Raw genomic sequence first — 23,247 nt, 5'->3', positions numbered from 1 at the left:
CAGTAATTAATCTTTTACTGGAACTTGTTTAGTCACTGACATATTCGCTTCGATACGGCGGTTCAACGCACGATTTTCGCGAGTATCATTTGATACGCGTGGCTTGGTTTCGCCATAGCCGACCGTTTTCACACGAGACTGCTCAATACCAAAGTCAGACACTAAGCTATCACCGACAGCTTTCGCACGTCGCTCTGATAACCATTGGTTGTAGTCAGCTGGACCCGTGCTATCAGTGTGACCTTCAATGGTCACATCTAGCTGCGGATATTCTTTCAGGAAGTCTGCTGCTACGCGGATATCACCTTTCTGGTTAGCAGGAATTACTGAAGAATCGAAACCAAAAGTGACGACTAAATCACGGCGAACGGTTTCGTTTTCATAAACAGTACAACCATTTGCATCGACTTTATAACCAGTTGGAGTGTCTGCACACGCATCACGGTCATCTGGCACACCATCGCCATCACTGTCGCGCACGACAGGAGCTGGAGCTACCGCTGGTTCAGCCGGCACTGAATTTGGGTTGTAGCCATTTATTCCGAAGTAGTAGCGCAGACCTGTCATGAGCAAGAACTCAGTTAAATCACCCTCATCTTGCTGCACAGCGCCTTCAACGGTTAATGCCCAATCGTTGTTGAGGAATGTTTTGTGACCTAAGCCAACGCGGTAAAAGCGATGTACTTGATCAGCGTAATCCGTTGCGTTGAAACCGATGGTTCCGTACCAATTTTGGTCGAAGTTATACATGACGTCGACACCGAAAATAGTACCGTCGACGGTACCTAGAGACTGAGCATCACCGCGTAAGTAATCGAAATACATGCGATAACCCCACTCCGGCGTGAAATTCAAGCCTGCTTCGATTCCCGCAAAAGCGCTATCAAAACCACCTGCAAAGGTATCCACACGTCCGTTGTCTGCAGCCAAACGGTCGGAATCAGTTCCAAATAACCCAATTCGCGGTCCGACATAAACATCATATACAAGTGTGTCATTTTCACGCGCCATCGATGGCAGTGAGACTATCGCCGCTAAAACTGCAGCTGATACAATTGTTAATCGCTTCATGAGATGCTCCTTTTAATTCTCACCGAATCAATATTAATATTGCCGTCAATATACACCATAATTGTAAAGATTGCTCGTTTTACTCCATCTTTACGTTATATTTGCACATAATTTGCTAAGCAATTTATTCCACTAACCAATTAAAACTTCAGGACTTAATTCTTTGTCACACAAATTATCAACGTTTTCATTCGTTGAAAGTGTTAATGCTTGGCAGCAGCAACATGGTCGCCACCAATTACCATGGCAATTGAACGTCAACCCCTACAAGGTTTTGGTGAGCGAAATCATGCTGCAACAGACTCAAGTAGCAACGGTCATTCCCTATTTTGAGCGTTGGATGCAAAACTTTCCAACCGTCGAAGCGCTCGCGCAAGCGACAGAAGATCAAGTTCTCAATTGCTGGCAAGGTCTGGGCTATTACAGCCGCGCTCGGAATTTGCGCCGCGCAGCTCTCTACATCACCGCAGAACTAGCAGGACAAATTCCTGCAGATATTGAAGAGCTACGTAAAATTCCGGGAATTGGACCTTATACGGCTGGAGCGATCTTATCGTTTGCATTTAATCAACGCGGTGTCATTGTCGATGGTAACGTCAAGCGTTTATTCGCAAGGTATTTTGGTATTCGTGGTGCGGTGAACAGCACCGCTTTTTCGAAAACTGTGTGGGCGTATGCCGAAGCGGTCACTCCCACTCAAGACAATCGGCGTTTTGCGCAAGGACTTCTCGATTTAGGCTCGACTGTTTGTAAACCTCGTCTACCGCTTTGTGATGCATGTCCGTTACGCCCAGAATGCTTTGCTTGGGCGCATAACCAAGTCGAATCTTTACCGGAGAGGTCTCCGAAAAAGACCATACCGAAACGTACTGGCCACTTTGTCTGGGATTATAACTCTGAAGGCTTGCTCCTTGAGCAACGCAATGACACTAGCGTGTGGCCTAAACTGTGGGCATTGCCAGAAATTGATACCCCAACTTCTACCGCTAAATCCAAAGGTGAGTTTCATCATCAGTTTTCACATTACAAACTTCATGCCTGTATCTGGCACTCAAAAGATCATCAGAGTGACAACAAACAGTCTCGATTCACCGTCAATCAATTAGACACTGTCGGATTGCCTGCGCCTATGCGCAAGTTCATTGAATCCGCTCTCGACCTGAACGCCGAAGAATCATGAAGTTTGCGTTGGTCCCACGGGGCATCGTAAACTAACGCGAATTCATACCTAACGCAGTAGCGGAGAACGATTATGAGCCGTACCATTTTCTGTCAATATCTTCAGCGAGAAGCTGAAGGACTCGATTTCCAGCTCTATCCAGGCGAGTTAGGAGAGAAAATCTTCAATAACATCTCTAAAGAGGCATGGGCCGAATGGCAGAAGAAGCAAACCATGTTGATCAACGAGAAGCGTTTAAATTTGATGGACCCACAATCACGAGAATTTCTCGAGACTGAAATGAAAGCCTTCTTATTTGAAGGAAAAGACATCAAAATTGAGGGCTACACGCCCCCCGCCCAATAAACAACTCACTAAGCCTCGCAAATGCGGGGCTTTTTTTTACGCTTTTTTCACACAAATATCACGAAACCAGAGCTCTCGCATCAAAGTAAATAGCAGTATGACCGACATAGCCTGCATTTATACCCTCAAACTAGAGAAAGTAGCCTAAATCTGTTAGACTACGAACGAATTTTCGAGAGGGACATAGAATGAAAATGCCATCTTGGCGACGTGCCGTTATCAAAGTCGGTAGCGCATTAATAGCGCCTGATGATAAAGGTACAAGCTCAAAATACTTGTTAGCAATAGCGCGGTTTATCATCGAATGCCATGAACGCGGTCAAGAAGTTGTTTTAGTGTCATCGGGCAGTGCTGCTGCTGGACGTAAGCACATCAGTTTCGACGGCGACAAAATTCCAGTCACCGTCAAAAAAGCGATGGCTGCCGTAGGTCAAACGGACATGATGGCCAACTGGTCACGATTCTTTGACTTCCCCTGTGCTCAGGTACTCATGACTCACGGTGACTTGCGCGATAGAGCGCGTTATGTGAGTGTCCGAAACACCCTTCGCACTTTGTTAGAACACAATGTATTGCCAATTGTGAACGAAAACGATGCACTCGCAACCGATGAGATGAAAGTAGGTGATAACGACAATCTAGCAGCTATGGTTGCTACTTTGGTTGATGCCGACGCTTTAATCATTTGTTCAGATATCGACGGTTTATTTGATGCCGATCCACGCGTGAAGCCAGACGCTAAAAAGATTCCTGAAGTGACGGAAATTTCTGAAGAAATCTTTGCTTTGGCTGGTGGTACGACAAACAAGATAGCGACAGGTGGCATGCGCACTAAAATCGAAGCTGCTGAGAAAGCAACCTCGCACGGCATCGATACCTATATTGTGAATGGTCGCAAGGGTGAATCGTTTGAACTCATGTTGCAGGGCGAAAACCCTGGCACCTTGTTTAAACGCCAATCCGACCCGATGAGCAATAAGAAGCATTGGCTACGCCATACGCTGATTTCGCAAGGTGAAATAGTCGTCGAACCAGATACTGCAGAAACATTGCGTCAAGGCAATGCGCTCACAACTACTGGGATTGTTGACGTACAGGGTGACTTCAATCGCGGTGATGCAGTAGTCATTCGCGATGCTGAAACGGCAGAGGCAATCGGCAAGGGTATCTGCCAATACAGTTCTCACGAGCTGATGCATATCAAAGGCCAAGAAGCCAGCAGTATAGCTGAACAATACGGTTACAGCCCTATAAGCGAAGTCATCGAAAGTACCGATTTAATGATATTGGAGGAAGTATGAATAGCTCCTTAGCAACTGAAATTTCAAAACGTGCGGCCGTAGCGGCACGTGCCGTCGCGACGCTGAATGAAGCAGAAAAGAATCTTGTATTACAACGCATGGCAGACGCCATCCGTGCAGCCCAAGATGAAATCATCCAGACCAATGAGAAAGACCTAGCTAGTGGTGCCGAGAAGGGCCTCTCGGATGCCATGATGGATCGTCTGAAGCTCACCCCTGAGCGTGTTGAGGGAATGGCGGCGGCTATTGAAGAAATTATTGAACTGCAAGACCCAGTTGGAGAGCGCTATCCTTTTACAACCCGTCCGAATGGCATTCAAGTAGATAAAATGCGTATACCGCTCGGCGTCATTTGTATGATTTATGAAGCGCGCCCGAACGTCACCGCAGATGCCGGCGCACTTTGCTTCAAATCAGGAAACGCGGTTATTTTGCGATGTGGTCGTGAAGCCATAGAGAGTAGTAAAGCGATTGCTGCTGCATTACATAAAGCGCTGAAAGACAGTAACCTGCCTGAAGATGTCATCACGGTAGTTCCAACATCTGATCGTGAGTTGATGACTGAGCTGTTGAAGCAAGATCAATATATTGATCTCGTCATTCCACGTGGCGGCGAGGGCTTAATCCACTTTGTCAGCGATAACAGCAAGATACCAGTGATCCAGCACTACAAAGGCGTCTGTCATTTGTATGTCGACCAAGACGCGGACCTCGACAAAGCTCTGCAAATCTTGTTGAACGGTAAAACACAACGAACTGGCGTCTGCAATGCGCTGGAAGGATTACTTGTCCATCAAGCTATCGCGGATAAATTCCTACCGATGGCGGCGCAGGCACTGGCCGAGAAGGATGTCGTTATTCATAGCGATCAGACGTCGGCGAAGTACTTTGATAATGCCGATGTGATAGCGGATGACGCCTTTGGTGAAGAATACTTAGCGCTGGAAATCGCAGTTCGCACTGTCGCAGACTTTGACGCAGCTATTGAACACATTCAGAATTTCGGTAGCGGTCACACCGAAGTCATTGTGACAGAGAACAACGAAACAGCAGAACGCTTTATTCGCGTTGTTGATTCAGCAGTAACCATGGCAAACGCATCGTCGCGCTTCAGTGACGGCGGTCAATTAGGTTTAGGCGCAGAAATTGGGATTTCAACCAGTAAGCTACATGCTTACGGCCCGATGGGACTGCAAGCACTAACGACCGAAAAATTCGTGGTGACGGGTACTGGACAAATCCGCGACTAAGATTCGTAACCAGCCAGCAGCTGAGGCCAATCTCGGTCCTCATCAAAATGGAAAGCAGTCGATTGTTCGGCTGCTTTTTTTTGCTCTTTCAACAAGGAGCGGAGCAAACGTTGAAGATTCGCCTGTTGCCACTCCCCTGCGGATTTAAATCCGCACTTATCAAAATCAACCAACCAGACTTTGCGCTGCTCATCTACGAGAATATTGTGGCAATTCAAATCAGAGTGATAGACACCAGCCTGGTGAAACTGTTTTACGGTGGCACCAATCGATTGCCAACAGTCAGCCGCTAACGCGTCTTTTTGCAATCGTTTAAAGACATCAGCAGCTGCTGGAATCACCTCAACCAAAATATCAGCCCGATAACCCCAACCCGGCGCGAGTTTGAAGTGCGCAGCCACTGGATTAGGTACTGGAAGCTCGAGTTCACGCAGCTTCAACAGCAACGAAAATTCAGCCATTGCTCGACTTTGCTCGACAGGTTCGCGTTTAAATCTGTCTTTATTAACTTTTCCGACTAACCCACCTCGATAGTAATGTCGCAGTAGTAACTGATGCTTGTCCGTTTCTACAAAGAAAGCTGTGCTACGTCCTGTTGCGGCACCTCGAATAGCATCCCGCTCACGCCAATAATCGGCTTGAAACAGAGCTGCACTGACGCTACTAAAGTAGGTTTCATCAAACCATATGGTTTGGCCGGGTGTCGGATTGAGTGAGCGAATCATACTGATCGTCCTTATAGTCGACGGTGGCGAAGGCAAGCGAGCCCGAATCGTATCAGTCAGTCTATCCTTCACGCCCGATTCGCGCGAAAATTCAGTAGCAGCGCGATGTGCCTGCTGCTCCGCTGCACTACGATCGGCGAGTAACTGGTTGACCGCCGCTGCTATCTCGTCCTTTGAATTTGCCCACAGCACCGCATTGGCGTTATCAAGACGTTGATAAACTTCGGTGAAATTAAATATGTGCGAACCACTGATAACAGGTGTCTGGGTCGCTATCGCTTCCAGAGGATTATGCCCGCCCCGCTCAATGAGGCTACCACCAATGAAAGCTGCATGGCTGGTTGCATACCAGAGGATCAATTCGCCCATGGAGTCACCTAACAAGATATGATGCTGAGCAGACACACTACCATCCGTACTTCTGCGACAACTGCGTAAACCAGAGCTCTCAATGAGTTTAGCGACTTGATTGAACCGTTCAGGATGGCGAGGTACAAGTATCAGCAATGCGTCCGGATGACGCATCAAAACCTTTTTATGCGCTTCCAACAACTGCTCATCTTCGCCAGCGTGTGTGCTCGCTGCGACCCAGATTGGCCGCTGCCATTTTTGTTTCAGCACCGTGCCAGCCTTCAGCGTTGACGACGGTGCCTGAAAGTCGTACTTCAAGTTCCCCATAGTGACCACCCTGTCGCTAGCAACGCCTAGTTCAAGCACTCGTGTGGTGGTCGCGGTATCTTGAGTCGCAATATAGTCTAACTGCAACCAAGGCTCACCAATTAACCAACGATGCTTGTGGTAGCCCTTCGCAGAGCGCTCCGACAGCCGAGCATTGACCAACGCACACGGAATCTGACGGCGCTTCAACTCAGCGAGGAAATTCGGCCACAACTCGGTTTCCAAGATAATGACATGACGCGGCTGCAACCCTGAGACAAAACGTTGCATAGCAGAGCGAGTATCAATGGGTAAATAGACGTGAAAAACCTCCTTCCCAAACAGCTTCTGCGCGAGCGCCCGAGCGGTTGGAGTCATTGAACTCAATGTGATCGGGAGTTGGGGATAGGCAGCTATGATTTGCTTGATGAATGATTGCGCAGCAACCGTCTCGCCCACTGACACGCAGTGAATCAAAATACCATCACGTTGTGATAGCTTAAATGATTGCCGCGCAGTGCGCTCCAACCAGTGTTGACGGTACTCTGGCGCACGCTTACCTCGAAGCCACAAATAACCAAATATGAGTGGCTTTAATCCGCTGATCAGCGTGCTGTATGTGCGCAGCATAAGTATAACTCAGCGCCAGTATTCATTGATCCAAGTTGTCGGCAGAACCTTCCGATACCATTTACCACTGCGTCCGGCAACGGCATCATCTGGGTGTGGACGACCATGGAAAATAATGACCTTGGCGCCCTCAGGAATACGCGGTTCCTGAAAGAAACTCAATGGAAACGGGCGCAAACAATGTCGTTTAAAGCTGCGACACCAAGCTGCTGGCCAGTATTTCAGTTTACCTTGGCGAGCCACATACTGAGTGATAAATTCTTGTTCATTTCGCACGTCTTTGCGCGAACCGACTGGATCTGCTTTCAAATGTTCAAGGGCATCCACATGCGCACCAATATTGAAACGAAAAACAGAAGTGTTGCCGGTAGCATCCGACTTATCCCATTCTTTGATGACTAGGAATTCACCTTCGGGTTCGAAGAACTCATCTAAGGAGCCCACAATCACAATATCAAGGTCGAGGAATAATGTAGGTCCCTCTAAATCATAGAGTGGTTGTGCAAAACAGGTTAACTTCAGCCATCCGTGTGCGAAGGTCCAAGGTTTGCGTTGGTCAAAATCTTCGAAACCTATAGGTGGAATCGGCTTCACTTCAACTTCTTCACGAATTCCCTCGTGATCATCACTGAAGCAAACAAAACGAAATGGCCGCGATAAATGCCTGCTCACCATAGAATACAGTGTGTTGACGTAATCAGAACCGTATTTCGTTCCCCATTTGATACAGATTACATTGACCGGTTGCATGTGGGCACCTATTGAGAGCTATCAAGAATAAGCGGCATGATGCCAAAAAAATGCAATAACAGCTACGTTTGGCTACACTTTTCACGGATTTCTAACGATCTAGACGTACGCGAAACACGTAAGTGAAGCCAATAATCAGTCAATTCTGGAATTTGCGTGACGAATCGATACAGCAACCGTTCTAAGTTGTCTCAAGCTATCAACGACCAACCGATCTCAAGTGTGGCTCTGATCATGGGTGATCAATTGCACGCTGGTCACTCATGGTACAAATCCACTCAAGATGAGCGCCTGTTCGTGTTAATGGAGATGCGTCAGGAAACCGATTATGTCGTTCATCATAGGCAGAAAATCCTCGCCTTTTTCTCTGCCATGCGTCATTTCGCTGATGCTCTAACCACCGCCGGCCACCGTGTTTTGTACCTGCAACTCGATGCGCCTGATAACACCCAAAGCCTGACCGAAAACCTCAACTGGATTGTCGAACAAACCACAGCGAAAGATGTTCATCTACAACAACCGGATGAGTACCGCGTCGATCAACAACTGCAACAGTGGGCTGAGACTGCCAATTGTGCGGTCCATTGGCATGATAGTGAACACTTCTTAACGCAACGTGATGTCCTCGACCGCTGGTTCAGCGGCAAATCAAATACCATCATGGAGCATTTCTATCGCCGAATGAGAAAAGAAACCGGCTACTTAATGACGGTCGATGGTAAGCCCGAGGGCGGACAATGGAATTACGACAAGGAAAATCGCGAGAAATTGCCGCGCGACCATGATATTCCCCAACCACTCTGCTTTGCCAATGATGTCAGTGTTATTGATACCATGCTTGAGCGTTGTGAAGTAAAAACTATGGGCCACGCGGAACCACGCAAACTCATTTGGCCAGTGACCCGCAGTCAGGCACGCGAATTACTGTCTTTTTTCATCGAGAATATGCTCATTCATTTTGGTCGCTATCAAGATGCCATGACCACAGACGGCTGGTCGCTTTATCATGCTCGCGTATCGTTTGCTCTCAACACCAAAATGATCACGCCGCGTGAAGTGGTGGATAAAGCTATAGAGTACTGGCGTTCGCATCAAGATACCGTATCGCTAGCGCAAATTGAGGGATTCGTGCGGCAGATTATTGGCTGGCGAGAGTATGTACGCGCTATATATTGGCAGCGTATGCCCGATTATGAGTCGGTGAATCATTTTAATCACAATCGCGAATTACCCGATTTTTACTGGACTGCGAATACCAAAATGGCGTGTCTGCAACACAGCATCAATCAGTCACTCGATTATGCCTATGCGCATCACATTCAACGACTGATGGTGACGGGAAATTTTGCGCTACTGATTGGCGCTCATCCAGACTTTGTCGACCGCTGGTATTTGGGAATTTATATTGACGCGTTACAGTGGGTTGAACTACCCAATACACGTGGCATGAGCCAATATGCGGATGGTGGTGTACTAGCGACTAAACCTTATATTTCCAGCGGTAGTTACATTCAAAAAATGTCGCACTATTGCAATGACTGTCACTATCAGGTGCAGCGTAAAGTGGGCGAAAAGGCTTGTCCGTTCAATAGTCTGTATTGGCATTTTATTGATCGCCATTTCGACGAACTCAGTCGGAATCCGCGTATGGCATTGATTACCAAACAATGGGAAAAGCGTGCCGATGCCGATAAAAAAGAATTGATTCAACAAGCCAATCATTACCTTGAGTCGCTCGAAGACCTATAAAAAAGGCCGCATTCAATGCGGCCTTTGTCTCATATTTCGTTAATGCTTATTGAAAGCGGCGACTGCGGTTACCGCGGTCAGCTTTGCCGTCACGTCCAGCGCCAGCAGCTCGTTTTGGAGCGCCTTTGAAGGCCGGACGTTCACCGCGAGGTGGCTTATCACCACGTGGCTTACGGGTAATCTGTTCACCAGCCAACTCCATCCCCATTTGATGCTGACGTACCCGTGCTTTTTGCAGTACGCGTAAAACAGCAACCGGAAGGCCTTTTGGCAATTCAACCAAGCTATGACCGTCAAATAACTGAATTTGACCAATAAAACGACTATCCATCGACGCTTCATTTGCTATGGCACCCACGATATCCTGTGGCCGAGCACCGTGCTCACGACCGACTTGTATCTTGTAGGTATCGAACTCAATATTTGCATCACGTGATTCACGCGGTCCACGCGCTGGTCGTTCGCCACGCTCAGGACGGTCACCACGTTTCGCGTCACGCGCGCGACGCTCTGGTTTGTCCGAGTATTCGCGAACCTTAGGATCATCAGCAACAATCAACGGTCGAGCTTGTTGAGTTTGTGCCAACAATGCGGTCGCAATTTGCAACAGTGACAATTCAGATTCGGTTTGCAGCTTTTCGACAATAGTCGTTAACTGCGTTAAATCTTGCTTCGCCACCGTTTCTTGAATGGTGCTGAGTAATTTCAATTGACGATGCGTGCTCAACTCACTCGCATTCGGAATTTCAAAAAACTCAATGGTGCCGTTAGTGAGTCGCTCATAATGACGCAACAAGTGTTTCTCACGCGGACGGAAGAACAAAATAGCTTCGCCGCTACGTCCGGCACGGCCGGTACGGCCAATGCGGTGAACGTACGACTCTGAATCACCTGGTAAGTCATAGTTAATGACGTGTGTGATTTCAGGAACATCAAGACCACGAGCAACAACATCGGTTGCGACCAGGATTTCAACATGACCACTACGGAGCTGAGATACCGTTTGCTCACGCTGTACTTGAGTCAAATCACCACTTAACGGTGATGCTTTGAAGCCAAGACGCTGCAGTTGCTCGGTCAGGTCCATGGTATCTTGACGAGTACGGACGAAGATCAATACGCGTTGATATTCCATGGTCTCTAAAAGACGTGCTAATGCGGTTATCTTAGTGACACCGCGTACTTGCCAAGCGCGCTGACGAATAGTCGCTTGTGCTTGCGTTTTCGCAGCAATTTGAATGTTTAATGGCTGTTCACCGGCTTCATTCACGAGGAAGGTTTTCGCTAGTTTACGGATAGCCGTCGGCATGGTTGCAGAAAACAACGCACGCTGCGAAGTCGCAGGAACTTTCGCCATAATGGTTTCGATATCTTCAACGAAGCCCATGTTCAACATCTCATCGGCTTCATCAAGAACAGCAAGACGCAGCGCTGATAAGTTCAACACGCCTTTATTCAATAAATCGAGTAATCGACCTGGTGTTCCAACAACCACTTGTGCGCCACCGCGCAAAGCTTTGATTTGTGGGCCAAATGCAGAGCCACCATAAACGGTTGCCACTTCAACACCACGCATTTTTTGACCAAATTCGGTAATTGCGGCAGCAACCTGCATCGCTAGTTCACGCGTTGGCGCAACCACAAGCATTTGCGTGCTGCGTTCTTTCGGATCTAACAAGGTTAGTCCTGGCAAGCCGAACGCAGCTGTTTTACCAGTTCCGGTTTGCGCTTCGCCAAGTACGTTTGTGCCTTCGAGCAATGCTGGAATAGCTTGCGCTTGAATTGGTGTAGGGGTCGAGAAACCAAGGGCTTCTACTTGTTTTGCAATAATCGGGGCTAGACCCATTTCCGCAAAGGAAAGGCCTGTCATAACTTCAGACATATTTTTCTCACAATGTTCTGTTTACCGCGCACGCAATCGCACAGCGACACGCTAAAAGGCGTCGGTAAGCTCTCTTCAACTTACAAGGGGGCTGAATACACCAAGCAACAGAACATGATGAACACTCTGGCAGGAATTAGGCGCTGTTTACCCCAACGATTCAGGGGTAAAGCCGCTCCCATCAATAGCGGTAATGACCCTGAGGAGCGCGCACTATACGCGAGGTTGTGAATAATTACAAGCAAAAGTCAATTTGGTCGCTACGGTTGAAGTTGGCGTATTTAACCTCAATACTCTTGTATATAAGTAGCTCAACTCACTCAAGTACCATTGTCGTTTGCTACAGCGACTTAGAGGAGATGTAGATGGCTCACAGTAAACGTTCACTTATACAAACCAATGCTTTCATTGACGGGCATTGGGTTCCTACCGATGAACGCTTTTCAGTTAAAAATCCGGCGACCTCTGAGGTCATTACAGAAGTCGCTGATGGCGACTCGCAATTGGCCGAGCGAGCAATTGATGCGGCCTATCGTGCTCTGCCACTGTGGCAACAAAAGACGCCGGCCGAACGTGCCGCAGTACTGCGAAAATGGCATCAAGCTATTTTGGCGAACAAACAAGCTCTCGGCGAGCTGATGAGCTCTGAGCAGGGTAAACCTGTTGCAGAAGCCGTAGGCGAAATTGAATACGGTGCGAGCTTTATTGATTGGTTTGCAGGCGAGGCCGAACGTAGTTATGGCGATATTCTGCCGCAGTCGCAAGCGGAGCAACGGAGTTGGATCACCAAGCAAGGTGTCGGGGTCTGCACAGCCATTACACCGTGGAACTTCCCGAATGCCATGATCACTCGCAAAGTAGCACCCGCTCTCGCTGCAGGTTGTACCATAGTGGTCAAGCCACCGCAGCAAACCCCATTATCTGCATTAGCTCTGGCGCAACTCGCGAGCGAAGTCGGTATCCCTGATGGGGTCATTAATATTGTCCCGACAACCGATGCTAAAGCTGTCGGTGAGGTACTGACCACGCATCCTCGAGTTCGCAAGTTCACCTTCACTGGCTCAACGGCAGTCGGCAAGCAACTCATGGAACAATGTGCAGGCACCATGAAGAAGGTGTCACTAGAACTGGGTGGCAACGCACCGTTCATTGTCTTTAAATCAGCCGATATCGACCATGCGATTGACCAGCTCATGATTGCCAAATTCCGCAATGCCGGGCAAACCTGTATTGCGGCGAATCGAGTATTCATCGACGAAGCGATTGAAGAGGACTTTATTCAGCGTTTGGAGCAACGTTTGGAGAGCCTCAAAGTTGCTGCTGGCGATGTCGAAGATGCCGACTACGGCCCCTTAATTGATGAAAGTGCCGTTGAAAAAGTCGAACGTCTAGTAGCTCAAGCCCAAGAGCAAGGCGCCAAACTTGTTCGTGGTGGCAAGGTGCTGACTGACCTTGGTCGACAATTCTATGCACCGACTTTACTTAATAAAGTAACAGCAACTATGGCTATTGCGCAGGAGGAAATATTTGGACCTGTGATTGCCATTCAAACATTTGCGGATGAGGAAGAAGCCATAACCAATGCAAACTCGACGCCATTTGGCTTAGCTGGCTATTTCTGTTCGCAAGATATCGCTCAAATCTATCGCGTGAGCGAACAACTCGACTGCGGTATGCTAGGCATCAATGCTGGTGCCATATCGCATGCTTACAATGCGTTTGGTGGTGTCAAAGAGTCAGGTATCGGACGCGAGGGATCTCGCTACGGTTTGGCTGAATACCAAGAAACCAAAAATATTACCTTAGGCGGATTAGCATGATTGAATCACTGCGCACTACCTACGCAACAGGAGTTACGCGCTCCTACAGCTGGCGTAAACAGCAACTTGAAGCGCTAGATAAACTGATCGTTGATAATGAAGAAGACCTTTTACAAGCACTTCATGACGATTTAGGAAAATCTACCGCCGAGGGTTGGCTGACCGAAATTGGTTTTTTGCGCAGTGATATCAAACACACATTGAAGCATCTACGTCGATGGATGCGCCCGCAGCGGGTTTCCCAACCGCTGCTGGCCTGGCCAGGTAAAAGTTACTTACAACCGGAACCTCTCGGCGTGGTTCTGATTATGGGTGCTTGGAACTACCCTATTCAATTGTTGCTCAGTCCATTAGTGGCTGCTATTGCAGCTGGTAATTGCGCTGTCCTTAAACCATCCGAATTGGCTGATGCGACAGCGACTTTGTTGGCTCGGCTGTTGCCCGATTACTTAGATCCCAAAGCCATTAAGGTCTTCACTGGTGGCGCAGAAACGGCACAACAACTGTTGGCAGAGCGCTTTGACCACATCATGTACACTGGGGGCGGGCGCGTTGGCCGTATCGTCATGAAAGCAGCGGCTGAACACTTGACCCCTGTCACCCTTGAGTTGGGTGGTAAGAGTCCCGCGGTGGTGCTGAATGATGCGGACCTTCCCACTACCGCTCGACGTATTGCTTGGGGAAAATGGATTAATGCTGGACAAACCTGTATTGCCCCAGATTATGTGTTGGTCGATGCTCGTCAACACGATGCACTAGTCGATGAATTAAAAAAGGCCATTCACGAATTTTTTGGTGCGGAAGCCGATCAAGCTAGTGACTATGGCCGCATCGTGAATGAACAACATTGGCAGCGGCTGGTCGGGTATTTGAGCGATGGAACGGTTGCCCATGGCGGTAACTATGAGCGTGAAGAACGCTACATTGAACCGACCATACTCACTTCAGTTGCTGCCGACAGCGCGGTCATGCAGGAAGAGATTTTTGGTCCTATTCTGCCGGTGTTGCCGGTAAATAACTTAGCTGAAGCCATTGACTTTATTCAGCGGCGTGACAAACCACTGGCTCTGTACGGTTTCAGTAGCAACAGGTCGACATTGCAACAGCTAACAGAGAACACCCATGCGGGAAATCAGTGCAACAATGATACTTTGATGTTCATGCTCAATCCCGAGCTACCTTTTGGTGGTGTAGGACCGAGCGGTATGGGCCGCTACCATGGAAAATTTGGCTTCGACACCTTTAGCCATCACAAGGCGTTGATGTCGCGACCTTTCTGGTTTGATCCCAAGTTTCGCTATCCGCCTTACACCTCGTTTAAACAAAAGCTACTACGTTGGTTTTCGTAATACTGGTTAGAATCTATATATTGAGGTCACTATGCTTTCGACAGCAGCAAATATCGTCGATGTGACGGTTCAGAACTTTCAAGAAACCATTTTAGAAGGTTCTCAATCCAAATTAGTTCTGGTGTTTTTCTGGGCTGATTGGAATGAGCCCAGCATGCAATTGCTCCCCATTTTAGAGAAATTAGCTGCTGAACATGCAAGTACAGTCGTATTGGCCAAATTGAACTGCGACGAACAACAGCAGCTTGCAGCGCAATTCGGCGTTCGCAACCTGCCAACTGTTGCATTCTTTAAAGACGGCCAACCGGTCGATGGTTTTGCCGGTGTTGAGCCCGAAACGGCGATTCGCGAGCGGATTCAAGGACACCTGCCGAGTCCAACTGAAGAACTCATCGAACAAGCGATGCAGCAACTCGAGGCAACGGACTATGAAACTGCTTATGGGTTAGCGAAGCAGGCCTTTGATATCGATTCCAGTGCAGCTCAAACCCGACTCGTTCTGGCAGCCGCAGCACTGGAGCTCGGCCGTCTCGGGCAAGTCCGTGAACTCCTAGACTCGATAACTATGGTTGATCAAGACAGCTTTTATCAGCACCTCGTCAGCAAATTAAAAATAGCAGACGAGGCGGCTGATTCACCGGAACTGAGACAGCTCGCTGAACAACTCAGCGCCCAACCGGAGAATCTAGAACTGAAAATGGATTTTGCTATGAAGTTGTTTGAGGCCAAACGCATGGAAGAGGCTCTCGAGCAAATTTTCGGTGTGTTACGGCACGATCTCAACTATGCCGACGCACGTCAACGCGCTACTGATATGCTCAATGCGTTACCTCCCGGAGATCCGCTCGCAACGAAATATCGCCGAGTGTTATACAGTCTGCTCTACTAAGGACAGAGTAGACTTTCTTCGTAGTCTAATAACAGGTAATCTCTGGATCTCAGCAACTGACTGTGAAAACCTAACGTTAATCTATGATCAATCGCGTACCAGAGATGCTAACTAAACTGGCGGAGCAACGTCACCGTGGCGTGCTCCTGTTGGATGGCGATGCGTCGTGGTTGGCTGAGAACTATCAGCAGCTGCAACAACAGTCGATAGACCTTTGGCTAAGCGATTCCGACCCGCAACAGATTGCCGTTCATCGCTACCGAGATTGTTTAGGTAAGACCACTCAACGAGTTGTGCTTGATCTGCGTAAAGGCATCCATGCGGATGCCTTGGCGGCGTGTTTGGGCACTGTTACCGGTGGTGGTTTAATGATCGTATTGTTGCCGCCGCAAACGAGCGCCTTCAAAAAACGACTATTACTGTGGGCTCAAAAAGTTTCCACTGTCATTGTTCTGACGCCCACACATACTCTCGACTGGTCGCTAATTTCCGAATCAAGTGCTGAGAAAAAATCTTCGGCTAAAGCTGAGTTCGAGCTGACCGATGAGCAACATCAAGCAAGTGCCACTATGGCGGATCTCATTGGTACCTGCCATCTGATTATGGCTGACCGAGGGCGAGGAAAAAGTACTACATTGGGCGTTGCTTGTCGTCATTACTATCGTCAATACAAAGAACCCATCATAGTTACCGCTGCACATCCACACGCCGTTCAATCTCTGCTCGAGCAAGCCGGTGATGCTGCAGTGTTCCGTCCTTGGGATAAATTACTCCAAGCCGAACCAGAGGGACATGGCAAGCGATTAATCATTGACGAAGCCGCGGCAATACCTCTGCATATTTTACGGCAACTGGTTGATCGTTACTCAGTGTGGGCCGTTGCTACCACTATTGATGGTTATGAAGGATGCGGGAAAGGCTTTGCTATCCGTTTTGTCGACTGGTTACGTCAGCGACGAATCTGTAAAACGCATGAACTGACCCAGCCACTGCGCTGGCATTCAGATGACCCCGCAGAACAATGGCTGCGTAATTCGCTGATTTTGCAGACAGAACCTCTCACGATTCCTGAATCCAGACAGAAAGACATCAGTATTCGCGATTGCCATGCGACACAACTCACTGAACAGGAACTTCGTGACGTCATGGTGCTACTACTGGATGCACATTATCAAAGCAGTCCGAATGACCTCAGGCTTCTTCTTGACGACAATCATCAACGTCTCCTGCTGACTTACTCAGGGAAGACGGTCATCGGCGTGATTTGGTATGTCGAAGAAGGCCCGCTCACGGAATCACTTCACGGCGCAGTGCTCAAAGGTGAGCGCAGACTTTTAGGCAATATCATGCCGCAAGCAATCTGCTTCTACTTGCAGCAACCTGAGGCTCTCTCGTGGCGCTGGTGGCGAGTCACACGTATCGCTGTTGCTACAGTACTTCACCGCCAAGGACTTGGTTTTCGGATGTTACAAGAACTGAAACAACGAGCACGCGAGAGCAACGTAGATGCTTTGGGCAGCAGCTTTGGTGCCGAACCTGGGGTAATGAAGTTCTGGCTGGCTGCTGACTTTCAAATTCTCCGCATGGGTAGAAAAATGAATATGGCCAGCGGGTTTCCGAACGCGCTTATCGCTTGTGGATTAAAAGCCGCCCAACGGCTTCTTATTGATAATTGGTCGCACTATTATGCGACTGAAATAGGCTGGTTACAGCGCCATGAGGTGACACTGTCGCCCTCTTGCTACAGCATCGCCCGACAACAATTGGCTGGTTTTGCATTCGGCCATTTACCATTCAATGACGTGCAATTCGCGTGGCGGGTGTGCGATCATAAAAAGTCTTTAACAGCTTACGAAGTAAAACTCCCCGGCGGCTTGTTAGAGGCGCGCGGAACCCTTGCCGAGCTCGCTAAAAAATATGGATTTCCTGATCAATCATCCATGCAATCTCAATTACGTCAATTGGCCCGTCTGTATTTAGAACGAACTCGGTAATTCGCCTTACATTTCATGCGAAATCCTCATTTTTGTGCTATCTTTTGCCCTTAATTTCATTGCCGACAAAATTGGCTATTTAGACAAAAAGGGTATTGATACATGTCTCGAGTCTTAATCATTGGAGCAGGTGGTGTTGCTGGCGTGGTCGTGAAGAAATGTGCCATGTTACCGGAGTATTTTTCAGAAATTCACCTTGCCAGTCGCACACTATCAAAATGCGAACAATTGCAAGCTGAAGCTGGAAAAGATCGGGTGGTCGGCGTCTATAAAGTGGACGCGGATCAAGCCAGTGAAGTTGCAGAATTAATACGCAAAGTTCAACCAAGCTTGGTGATTAACGTTGCTCTACCCTATCAAGACCTCCCCATTATGGATGCCTGTTTAGAAACTGGCGTGCATTACCTTGATACTGCGAACTACGAACCCAAAGACGAAGCGAAGTTCGAATATTCGTGGCAATGGGCTTATCAAGAGCGGTTCAAAGAAAAAGGCATCATGGCGTTACTCGGAGCAGGCTTTGATCCGGGCGTGACCAACGTGTTCACCGCATATGCAGCTAAACATTACTTTGACGAAATTCATTATCTAGATATCGTCGATTGTAACGGTGGTGATCATGGCCAAGCGTTTGCAACGAACTTCAATCCAGAAATCAATATTCGCGAAATCACACAACGCGGAAAATACTGGGAAAACGGTGAGTGGCATGAAACCGACCCAATTAGTGTTCGTGAAGATCTCGATTATCCAAACGTCGGTGTCCGCGCATCCTACTTGCTGTTTCATGAAGAATTGGAGTCCATCGTTAAGCATTTTCCAACCCTAAAGCGGGCTCGCTTTTGGATGACCTTCGGTCAGGAATATTTGACCCACTTACGCGTTTTAGAAAACGTTGGCATGACATCTATTCAGCCAATCGAGTTTCAAGGTCAGAAAATCGTTCCACTTGAGTTTTTGAAAGCGGTACTACCAAACCCGGGCTCACTCGCCGAGGGTTATACAGGGCTCACCTGTATCGGTGCTTACGTAACGGGTATCAAAGACGGCAAAGAAAAAACTATTTTCATCTACAACAATTGTGATCATGCAGTGTGCAATGCTGAAGTTGGCGCGCAAGCGGTCTCCTACACAACTGGCGTCCCAGCTATGATTGGCGCATCAATGATGTTGCAAGGACATTGGATGAAACCGGGCGTTTGGAATATGGAACAATTCGATCCTGATGAGTTCATGGCGCGTCTGAACAAGTATGGCTTGCCGTGGCAGGTCGAAGAATGCGAATCGCCATTTAAGCGCTAATGACATGACCAATAAATACTTAGATTCAGCGATTCCGTCGCCTTGTTACGTTTGTGATGAGGCGCTTCTTGAGCGTAACCTCCAGCTAATGCAGCGGGTGCAGCAAGAAAGTGGCGCGCACATTATTTTGGCACTCAAAGGTTTCTCAATGTGGAGCACGTTCCCACTCGTCAGAGAGTACTTAGTAGGCTGTACCGCGAGTTCAGTCTGGGAAGCGAAACTTGCAGCCGGCGAGTTTCAGCGTGAAGTCCATGCTTATGCACCTGGCTACAAGCAAAGTGAAATTGATGAGCTATTACCGCTCGTTAACCACATCTCATTCAATAGCTTGAATCAATGGCAGCGCTATAGAGAACAGACCATTGCTGCGGGGGTTTCAGCAGGAATACGGGTGAATCCGGAACACCAAGAAGCGGAGACCGAGTTGTACGATCCGAGCGCACCTGGTTCGCGACTGGGTATTCGCGCCAGTGAACTGGAACAAGCCGATTTAACGGGAATTGAAGGTCTTCATGTCCACAATTTGTGTGAATGTGATTCGTTTGCCCTAGAGCGCACTCTAGCTGCTGTTGAGCAAAAGTTTGCTCAGTGGTTGCCGCAAATGAAGTGGTTGAATCTTGGCGGTGGTCATCTAATGACGCGTCAGGGATACGACGTCGATCACCTGATTGCGCAATTGAAACGATTACGTGAAACCTACGACCTAGATATTATTTTAGAGCCAGGCTCAGCTGTCGCTTGGCAAACAGGTCCTTTGGTAGCAGAAGTCGTTGATGTGATAGAAAACGATGGTTTGATTGCAATTCTGGATGTATCGGCAACCGGGCATATGCCTGATGTGCTAGAAATGCCATATCGCCCAGCCGTTACTGATGCGCGCGAGCCAGGCGTCTTACCTTACACCTATAAGCTAGGTGGTAATTCCTGTTTAGCCGGTGACGTGATTGGTCTTTATAGCTTTGCTGAGCCGCTGCAACCCGGCTCACGTATTATTTTTGAAGATATGATGCATTACACCATGGTCAAGACCACATTCTTTAATGGTGTTCAACATCCGCATATTGGGATCTTACGCAAAGATGGGCGGTTTGATTTAATCCGTTCATTCAGTTACGAAGATTTCCGCTCGCGACTATCCTGATAACACAAAAAAGCGGCGCTTCTGCGCCGCTTTTTATTTCTGCTCTGCGTACCTAGCCAAACCATAGAGTACGAGTTCAGTGCGTAATTCACCTCGACGGCGCAAGTCAATCGGAATCAGTGGCGTTGAGCCTCCACTAAAAATTATCCGATAATCAAACCAATCGAGTTCAGTCTCCGTGACAGCGAGAGCTTGCCGAATAAATCCGACCATCGCGTTGGTACAGCCATTACTTAAACCATCGGGTGTCGAAAGTCCAAGCTGGTTCACTTTGCCCCAAGAGCCATCGTGGTGGCGAAATACCTTCGGAGCGCGGTCTATGACTGCCTGTTGCATTAAATCCACACCTGGTACGATCCAGCCACCGAGATGACGACCACCGGAGTCCAACCAGTCCGCTGTTATTGCCGTTCCGGCATCAATAATCAAAGTAGCGCGTTGTTGCTCACTAAAAGCACCAATCATGGCTAACCATCGATCAATCCCTAAGCTTTCCGGTTGTTCGTAAGCATTAGTCACACCAAACGCACTTTTTTCGGAATGCACTTCCCTGACTTCCACTGGAGCTTGATGAAGCCAGTCACTGAGCAATGCCATACGCTCCTGATTGCTCACCGCGCCCATCCAAACGTTTTCGATGTCACTGGGGAAAGTCGTATTTTTAAGCTCGGAATACGACACATTGAAGAGAGGTTCGAGATGACCATCTGCATCCATTAACGCAGTCTTCACCCGGGTATTCCCGGCATCAACGAGAAGTTGCTTCATCATTTCTTAAACTTACCTCGCCTGCATGATAGGCTTCAATTTTACCGTCGCGTTTTAACAACAACGCACCTTGTTCATCTATACCAACGGCAACGCCTCGAATAGCATGAGCTCCCATAAGCAATTTAACGGCCTGATTCTGATAGGCATCAAATTGATTCCAGCTGTCACGAAATGGTTTTATTCCCTGATTTTGGTAAATCTTTAGCGCTTCTCGCACTGCGGTGATGATACGTGCGACCCACTCGTTGCGATCAAAATTACCACCCAGCGCCTGTTCCAAGTCAATCCAAGGTTGCTCAATGTCGCGTGCAGCCCACTCGGGCATACTTAAATTAACACCAATCCCAATAATAGCGGTTGCCGGACCGGTCGCTTGTCCTTCAAGCTCGATCAGAATACCGGCAATTTTGCGTTTCTCGACTAAGACATCGTTAGGCCATTTGAGTTGCACAGCCTGAATACCAGCCTCCGCAAAAGTTTTAGCGATAGCGGTACCAATGACCACACTTAAGCCCATAGCTTGACTCATACCATTTTCGAGTGGCCAATACATGCTTAAATACAGATTGGTCCCAAACGGTGAACTCCAACTGCGACCACGCCGACCGCGACCCGCAGTTTGTGCCTCCGCGACCACCGCAAATCCTGCCGTTTGAGAACTTTGCTTAACAACTGTTTTAAGAACATCGTTACTTGAGCCAACTATGCGCTCAAGTACCATGTTGGCGGCGCCCTCTCGACTCAAATAACTCGCTAATTTATCCTCATCAAGAAGTTGTAGTGGCTTATTTAGCCGATATCCCCGCCCAGTAACGCTATACACATCAAGACCTAACGCGGATAACTTTTTAATATGCTGATTGATGGCAGCACGGCTGAGATTCAACTCAACACCAATCTGTGTCCCTGAGTGAAACTGTCCGTCACTGAGTATCTCAATTAATTTTACTAATGTTTGCTCTTGTCTTTGTGTCATCAGCTATAGCTCTATTAAGTCTGATGGACCAAGGAGGCGTACTTCCACCTCAAGTTGAATCTGAAACGCGTTCGCCACCGACCGAACAATAGCTTGAGCGAGTGCGAGCAAATCTTGGCCACTACCGGGCTTAGTATTGACTATCACGAGCGCCTGTTGCGGATGTACCAAAATGTCGCCAAATTTCTTGTTCTTCCACCCTAACCGATCAATCAACCAACCAGCCGGTACTTTGACTAAATCGTTCGGGAGTGAATACCCCGGAAGATCGGCATACTTAGATAGCAACGCCTGATAATAATGCGTGGGGATAACTGGATTTTTGAAGAAACTTCCCGCATTCGGACTCGTTTTGGGGTCTGGTAGTTTATGTGTTCGCACCGCAACCACGCGTTCAAATATATCGAATGCACTCACTTTGTCACGGTTCAAGCTTTGCAATTCGCCATAGCTCACTTCTCGACGCCATACTTTTGATATTAAAAAAGTTACCGAGGTGATCAACCATCGTTCCGGATTTCGCTTAAAAATACTATCTCGATAACCGAACAGGCATTCCTGACTATTGAACTCGACAAACTTAGATGTATGTCGATCCCACGCCCGAACACTATAAATAAATTCGCTGACTTCACGTCCATACGCACCAATATTCTGAACAGGTGCAGCACCAACTGTACCCGGAATCAATGCTAGGTTTTCAAAGCCAAATATATTTCTCTGAAGGCAGTGAAGTACCAAATCATGCCAATTTTCACCGGCACCGATAGTGAGCTTCCAATCAGTCGTGGTCTCTTCACAAGTAATGCCCTTAATTTTGTTCACTACAATGGGGCGACCGAAGTTCTCAGTAAAAACCGTATTGCTACCCTCACCTAGAACGTAATAATTATCTTGCGGTAGCTTTGGACAATCAGATTCATCATCGATTTCACGCACTTCAGAACCCAAACAGGGTAATTGAAATGTATGGATATTGCTAAGTGGGACATTACGATGCGTCGTGATCATACGCATATGATAGTGAATATCGACCAAACAGGGAATAGTGAACAGGGAACAGAAGGAACAAAACCTAAAAGCGTTACTAGTTACTAGCGATTAGCTACTGGTTTGGCTTTGCGAGTAGCTAATAACTAGTAGCCAGTAGCGTGTGTGCGCAGCGCACATAAAAAAACCCCAGCCCATTGGGCTGAGGTTTGTTTATTTGAAGCCTGGCGGTTTGCCAGGGACTCGCAGAGCTCGTCCCGCTACGCAGGCGAAAGCCTAAACTATTAGGCTTTCGAATTCCCTGCTTCGCCCTACTCGAGAGTAGGACACCTTCATCTGATTGGAAATAAAAAACCCCAGCCCATTGGGCTGAGGTTTGTTTATTTGAAGCCTGGCGGTGTCCTACTCTCACATGGGGAGACCCCACACTACCATCGGCGCTGAAGCGTTTCACGTCTGAGTTCGGAATGGAGTC

General features: G+C 48.1%; 18 protein-coding genes and 1 rRNA gene. 11 read left to right on the top strand and 8 right to left on the bottom strand.

What is annotated here, in order from left to right:
* Positions 1–6: 6 nt before the first annotated feature.
* Entirely contained in the window at positions 7–1,071 is a 1,065-nt protein-coding gene (locus tag CWE22_RS12145) for an OmpA family protein (RefSeq protein WP_275069048.1), read from the bottom strand.
* Positions 1,072–1,234: 163 nt separating this feature from the next.
* Here CWE22_RS12145 and mutY point away from each other — a divergent pair, with 163 nt between their 5' ends.
* The 4 genes from mutY (at position 1,235) to CWE22_RS00070 (ending at position 5,147) form a co-directional block, all read left to right on the top strand.
* On the top strand, positions 1,235–2,251 hold the full coding sequence (gene mutY / locus CWE22_RS00085) for an A/G-specific adenine glycosylase (RefSeq protein WP_169929387.1): 1,017 nt from the start codon (positions 1,235–1,237) through the stop codon (positions 2,249–2,251).
* A 72-nt stretch (positions 2,252–2,323) separates the two neighbouring features.
* A complete protein-coding gene (locus CWE22_RS00080; RefSeq protein WP_169929386.1) occupies positions 2,324–2,596 on the top strand; it encodes an oxidative damage protection protein in 273 nt (90 codons plus the stop codon).
* 188 nt (positions 2,597–2,784) lie between these two features.
* Positions 2,785–3,897: a glutamate 5-kinase gene (gene proB / locus CWE22_RS00075; RefSeq protein ID WP_169929385.1), complete on the top strand. Its 1,113-nt coding sequence runs from the start codon at positions 2,785–2,787 to the stop codon at positions 3,895–3,897.
* On the top strand, positions 3,894–5,147 hold the full coding sequence (locus CWE22_RS00070; protein WP_169929384.1) for a glutamate-5-semialdehyde dehydrogenase: 1,254 nt from the start codon (positions 3,894–3,896) through the stop codon (positions 5,145–5,147). The genes proB and CWE22_RS00070 overlap by 4 nt, the downstream gene beginning before the upstream one ends.
* On the opposite strand, the gene waaA is transcribed toward CWE22_RS00070, so the two are convergent.
* Both waaA and CWE22_RS00060 read right to left on the bottom strand, forming a co-directional pair.
* Complete coding sequence (gene waaA / locus CWE22_RS00065) at positions 5,144–7,159, bottom strand: lipid IV(A) 3-deoxy-D-manno-octulosonic acid transferase (protein WP_169929383.1); 2,016 nt, start codon at positions 7,157–7,159, stop codon at positions 5,144–5,146. The two genes, CWE22_RS00070 and waaA, sit on opposite strands and share 4 nt — an antisense overlap.
* Positions 7,160–7,168: 9 nt before the next feature.
* Positions 7,169–7,909, bottom strand: coding sequence for a glycosyltransferase family protein (locus CWE22_RS00060; protein WP_169929382.1), 741 nt, complete (start codon positions 7,907–7,909; stop codon positions 7,169–7,171).
* Between the two features lie 156 nt (positions 7,910–8,065).
* Here CWE22_RS00060 and CWE22_RS00055 point away from each other — a divergent pair, with 156 nt between their 5' ends.
* Positions 8,066–9,658 (top strand): cryptochrome/photolyase family protein, encoded by a 1,593-nt coding sequence (locus CWE22_RS00055; protein WP_338052893.1) that lies wholly within the window; start codon positions 8,066–8,068, stop codon positions 9,656–9,658.
* 46 nt (positions 9,659–9,704) lie between these two features.
* On the opposite strand, the gene CWE22_RS00050 is transcribed toward CWE22_RS00055, so the two are convergent.
* Positions 9,705–11,540, bottom strand: a complete 1,836-nt coding sequence (locus CWE22_RS00050; protein WP_169929381.1) for a DEAD/DEAH box helicase — start codon at positions 11,538–11,540, stop codon at positions 9,705–9,707.
* 365 nt (positions 11,541–11,905) lie between these two features.
* On the opposite strand from CWE22_RS00050, the gene CWE22_RS00045 reads away from it, so the two are divergent.
* The 6 genes from CWE22_RS00045 to nspC all read left to right on the top strand — a co-directional run bounded on the left by CWE22_RS00045 (position 11,906) and on the right by nspC (position 20,035).
* On the top strand, positions 11,906–13,360 hold the full coding sequence (locus CWE22_RS00045; RefSeq protein WP_169929380.1) for an NAD-dependent succinate-semialdehyde dehydrogenase: 1,455 nt from the start codon (positions 11,906–11,908) through the stop codon (positions 13,358–13,360).
* Positions 13,357–14,709, top strand: a complete 1,353-nt coding sequence (locus CWE22_RS00040) for an aldehyde dehydrogenase family protein (RefSeq protein ID WP_169929379.1) — start codon at positions 13,357–13,359, stop codon at positions 14,707–14,709. Before CWE22_RS00045 ends, CWE22_RS00040 begins: the two co-directional genes overlap by 4 nt.
* Before the next feature lie 31 nt (positions 14,710–14,740).
* The gene (locus tag CWE22_RS00035; protein WP_169929378.1) at positions 14,741–15,598 is read left to right on the top strand and encodes a tetratricopeptide repeat protein; all 858 of its coding nucleotides are present in this window, start codon (positions 14,741–14,743) and stop codon (positions 15,596–15,598) included.
* Between the two features lie 83 nt (positions 15,599–15,681).
* A complete protein-coding gene (locus CWE22_RS00030) occupies positions 15,682–17,592 on the top strand; it encodes a tRNA(Met) cytidine acetyltransferase TmcA domain-containing protein (RefSeq protein WP_169929377.1) in 1,911 nt (636 codons plus the stop codon).
* 102 nt (positions 17,593–17,694) lie between these two features.
* Entirely contained in the window at positions 17,695–18,894 is a 1,200-nt protein-coding gene (locus CWE22_RS00025; protein ID WP_169929376.1) for a saccharopine dehydrogenase family protein, read from the top strand.
* A 4-nt stretch (positions 18,895–18,898) separates the two neighbouring features.
* Complete coding sequence (gene nspC, locus CWE22_RS00020) at positions 18,899–20,035, top strand: carboxynorspermidine decarboxylase (protein WP_169929375.1); 1,137 nt, start codon at positions 18,899–18,901, stop codon at positions 20,033–20,035.
* Between the two features lie 33 nt (positions 20,036–20,068).
* Here the strand turns inward: nspC and CWE22_RS00015 are convergent, their stop codons facing one another.
* The 4 genes from CWE22_RS00015 to rrf all read right to left on the bottom strand — a co-directional run.
* Positions 20,069–20,806 carry a type III pantothenate kinase gene (locus CWE22_RS00015; protein ID WP_169929374.1) on the bottom strand — a complete coding sequence of 246 codons (738 nt, stop codon included), beginning with the start codon at positions 20,804–20,806 and terminating at the stop codon, positions 20,069–20,071.
* A complete protein-coding gene (birA, locus tag CWE22_RS00010) occupies positions 20,784–21,782 on the bottom strand; it encodes a bifunctional biotin--[acetyl-CoA-carboxylase] ligase/biotin operon repressor BirA (protein WP_169929373.1) in 999 nt (332 codons plus the stop codon). Before birA ends, CWE22_RS00015 begins: the two co-directional genes overlap by 23 nt.
* Before the next feature lie 3 nt (positions 21,783–21,785).
* Positions 21,786–22,799, bottom strand: a complete 1,014-nt coding sequence (murB, locus tag CWE22_RS00005) for a UDP-N-acetylmuramate dehydrogenase (RefSeq protein WP_169929372.1) — start codon at positions 22,797–22,799, stop codon at positions 21,786–21,788.
* Positions 22,800–23,161: 362 nt separating this feature from the next.
* Positions 23,162–23,247 (bottom strand): 5S ribosomal RNA (rrf, locus tag CWE22_RS12210); the annotation flags it as partial.

The organism is Pseudidiomarina aestuarii (assembly GCF_003987355.1).
In the GTDB taxonomy this organism is placed as follows: domain Bacteria; phylum Pseudomonadota; class Gammaproteobacteria; order Enterobacterales; family Alteromonadaceae; genus Pseudidiomarina; species Pseudidiomarina aestuarii.
Note: the sequence above shows the minus strand (reverse complement) of the source record. Positions and strands in the feature narration are given on the sequence as shown.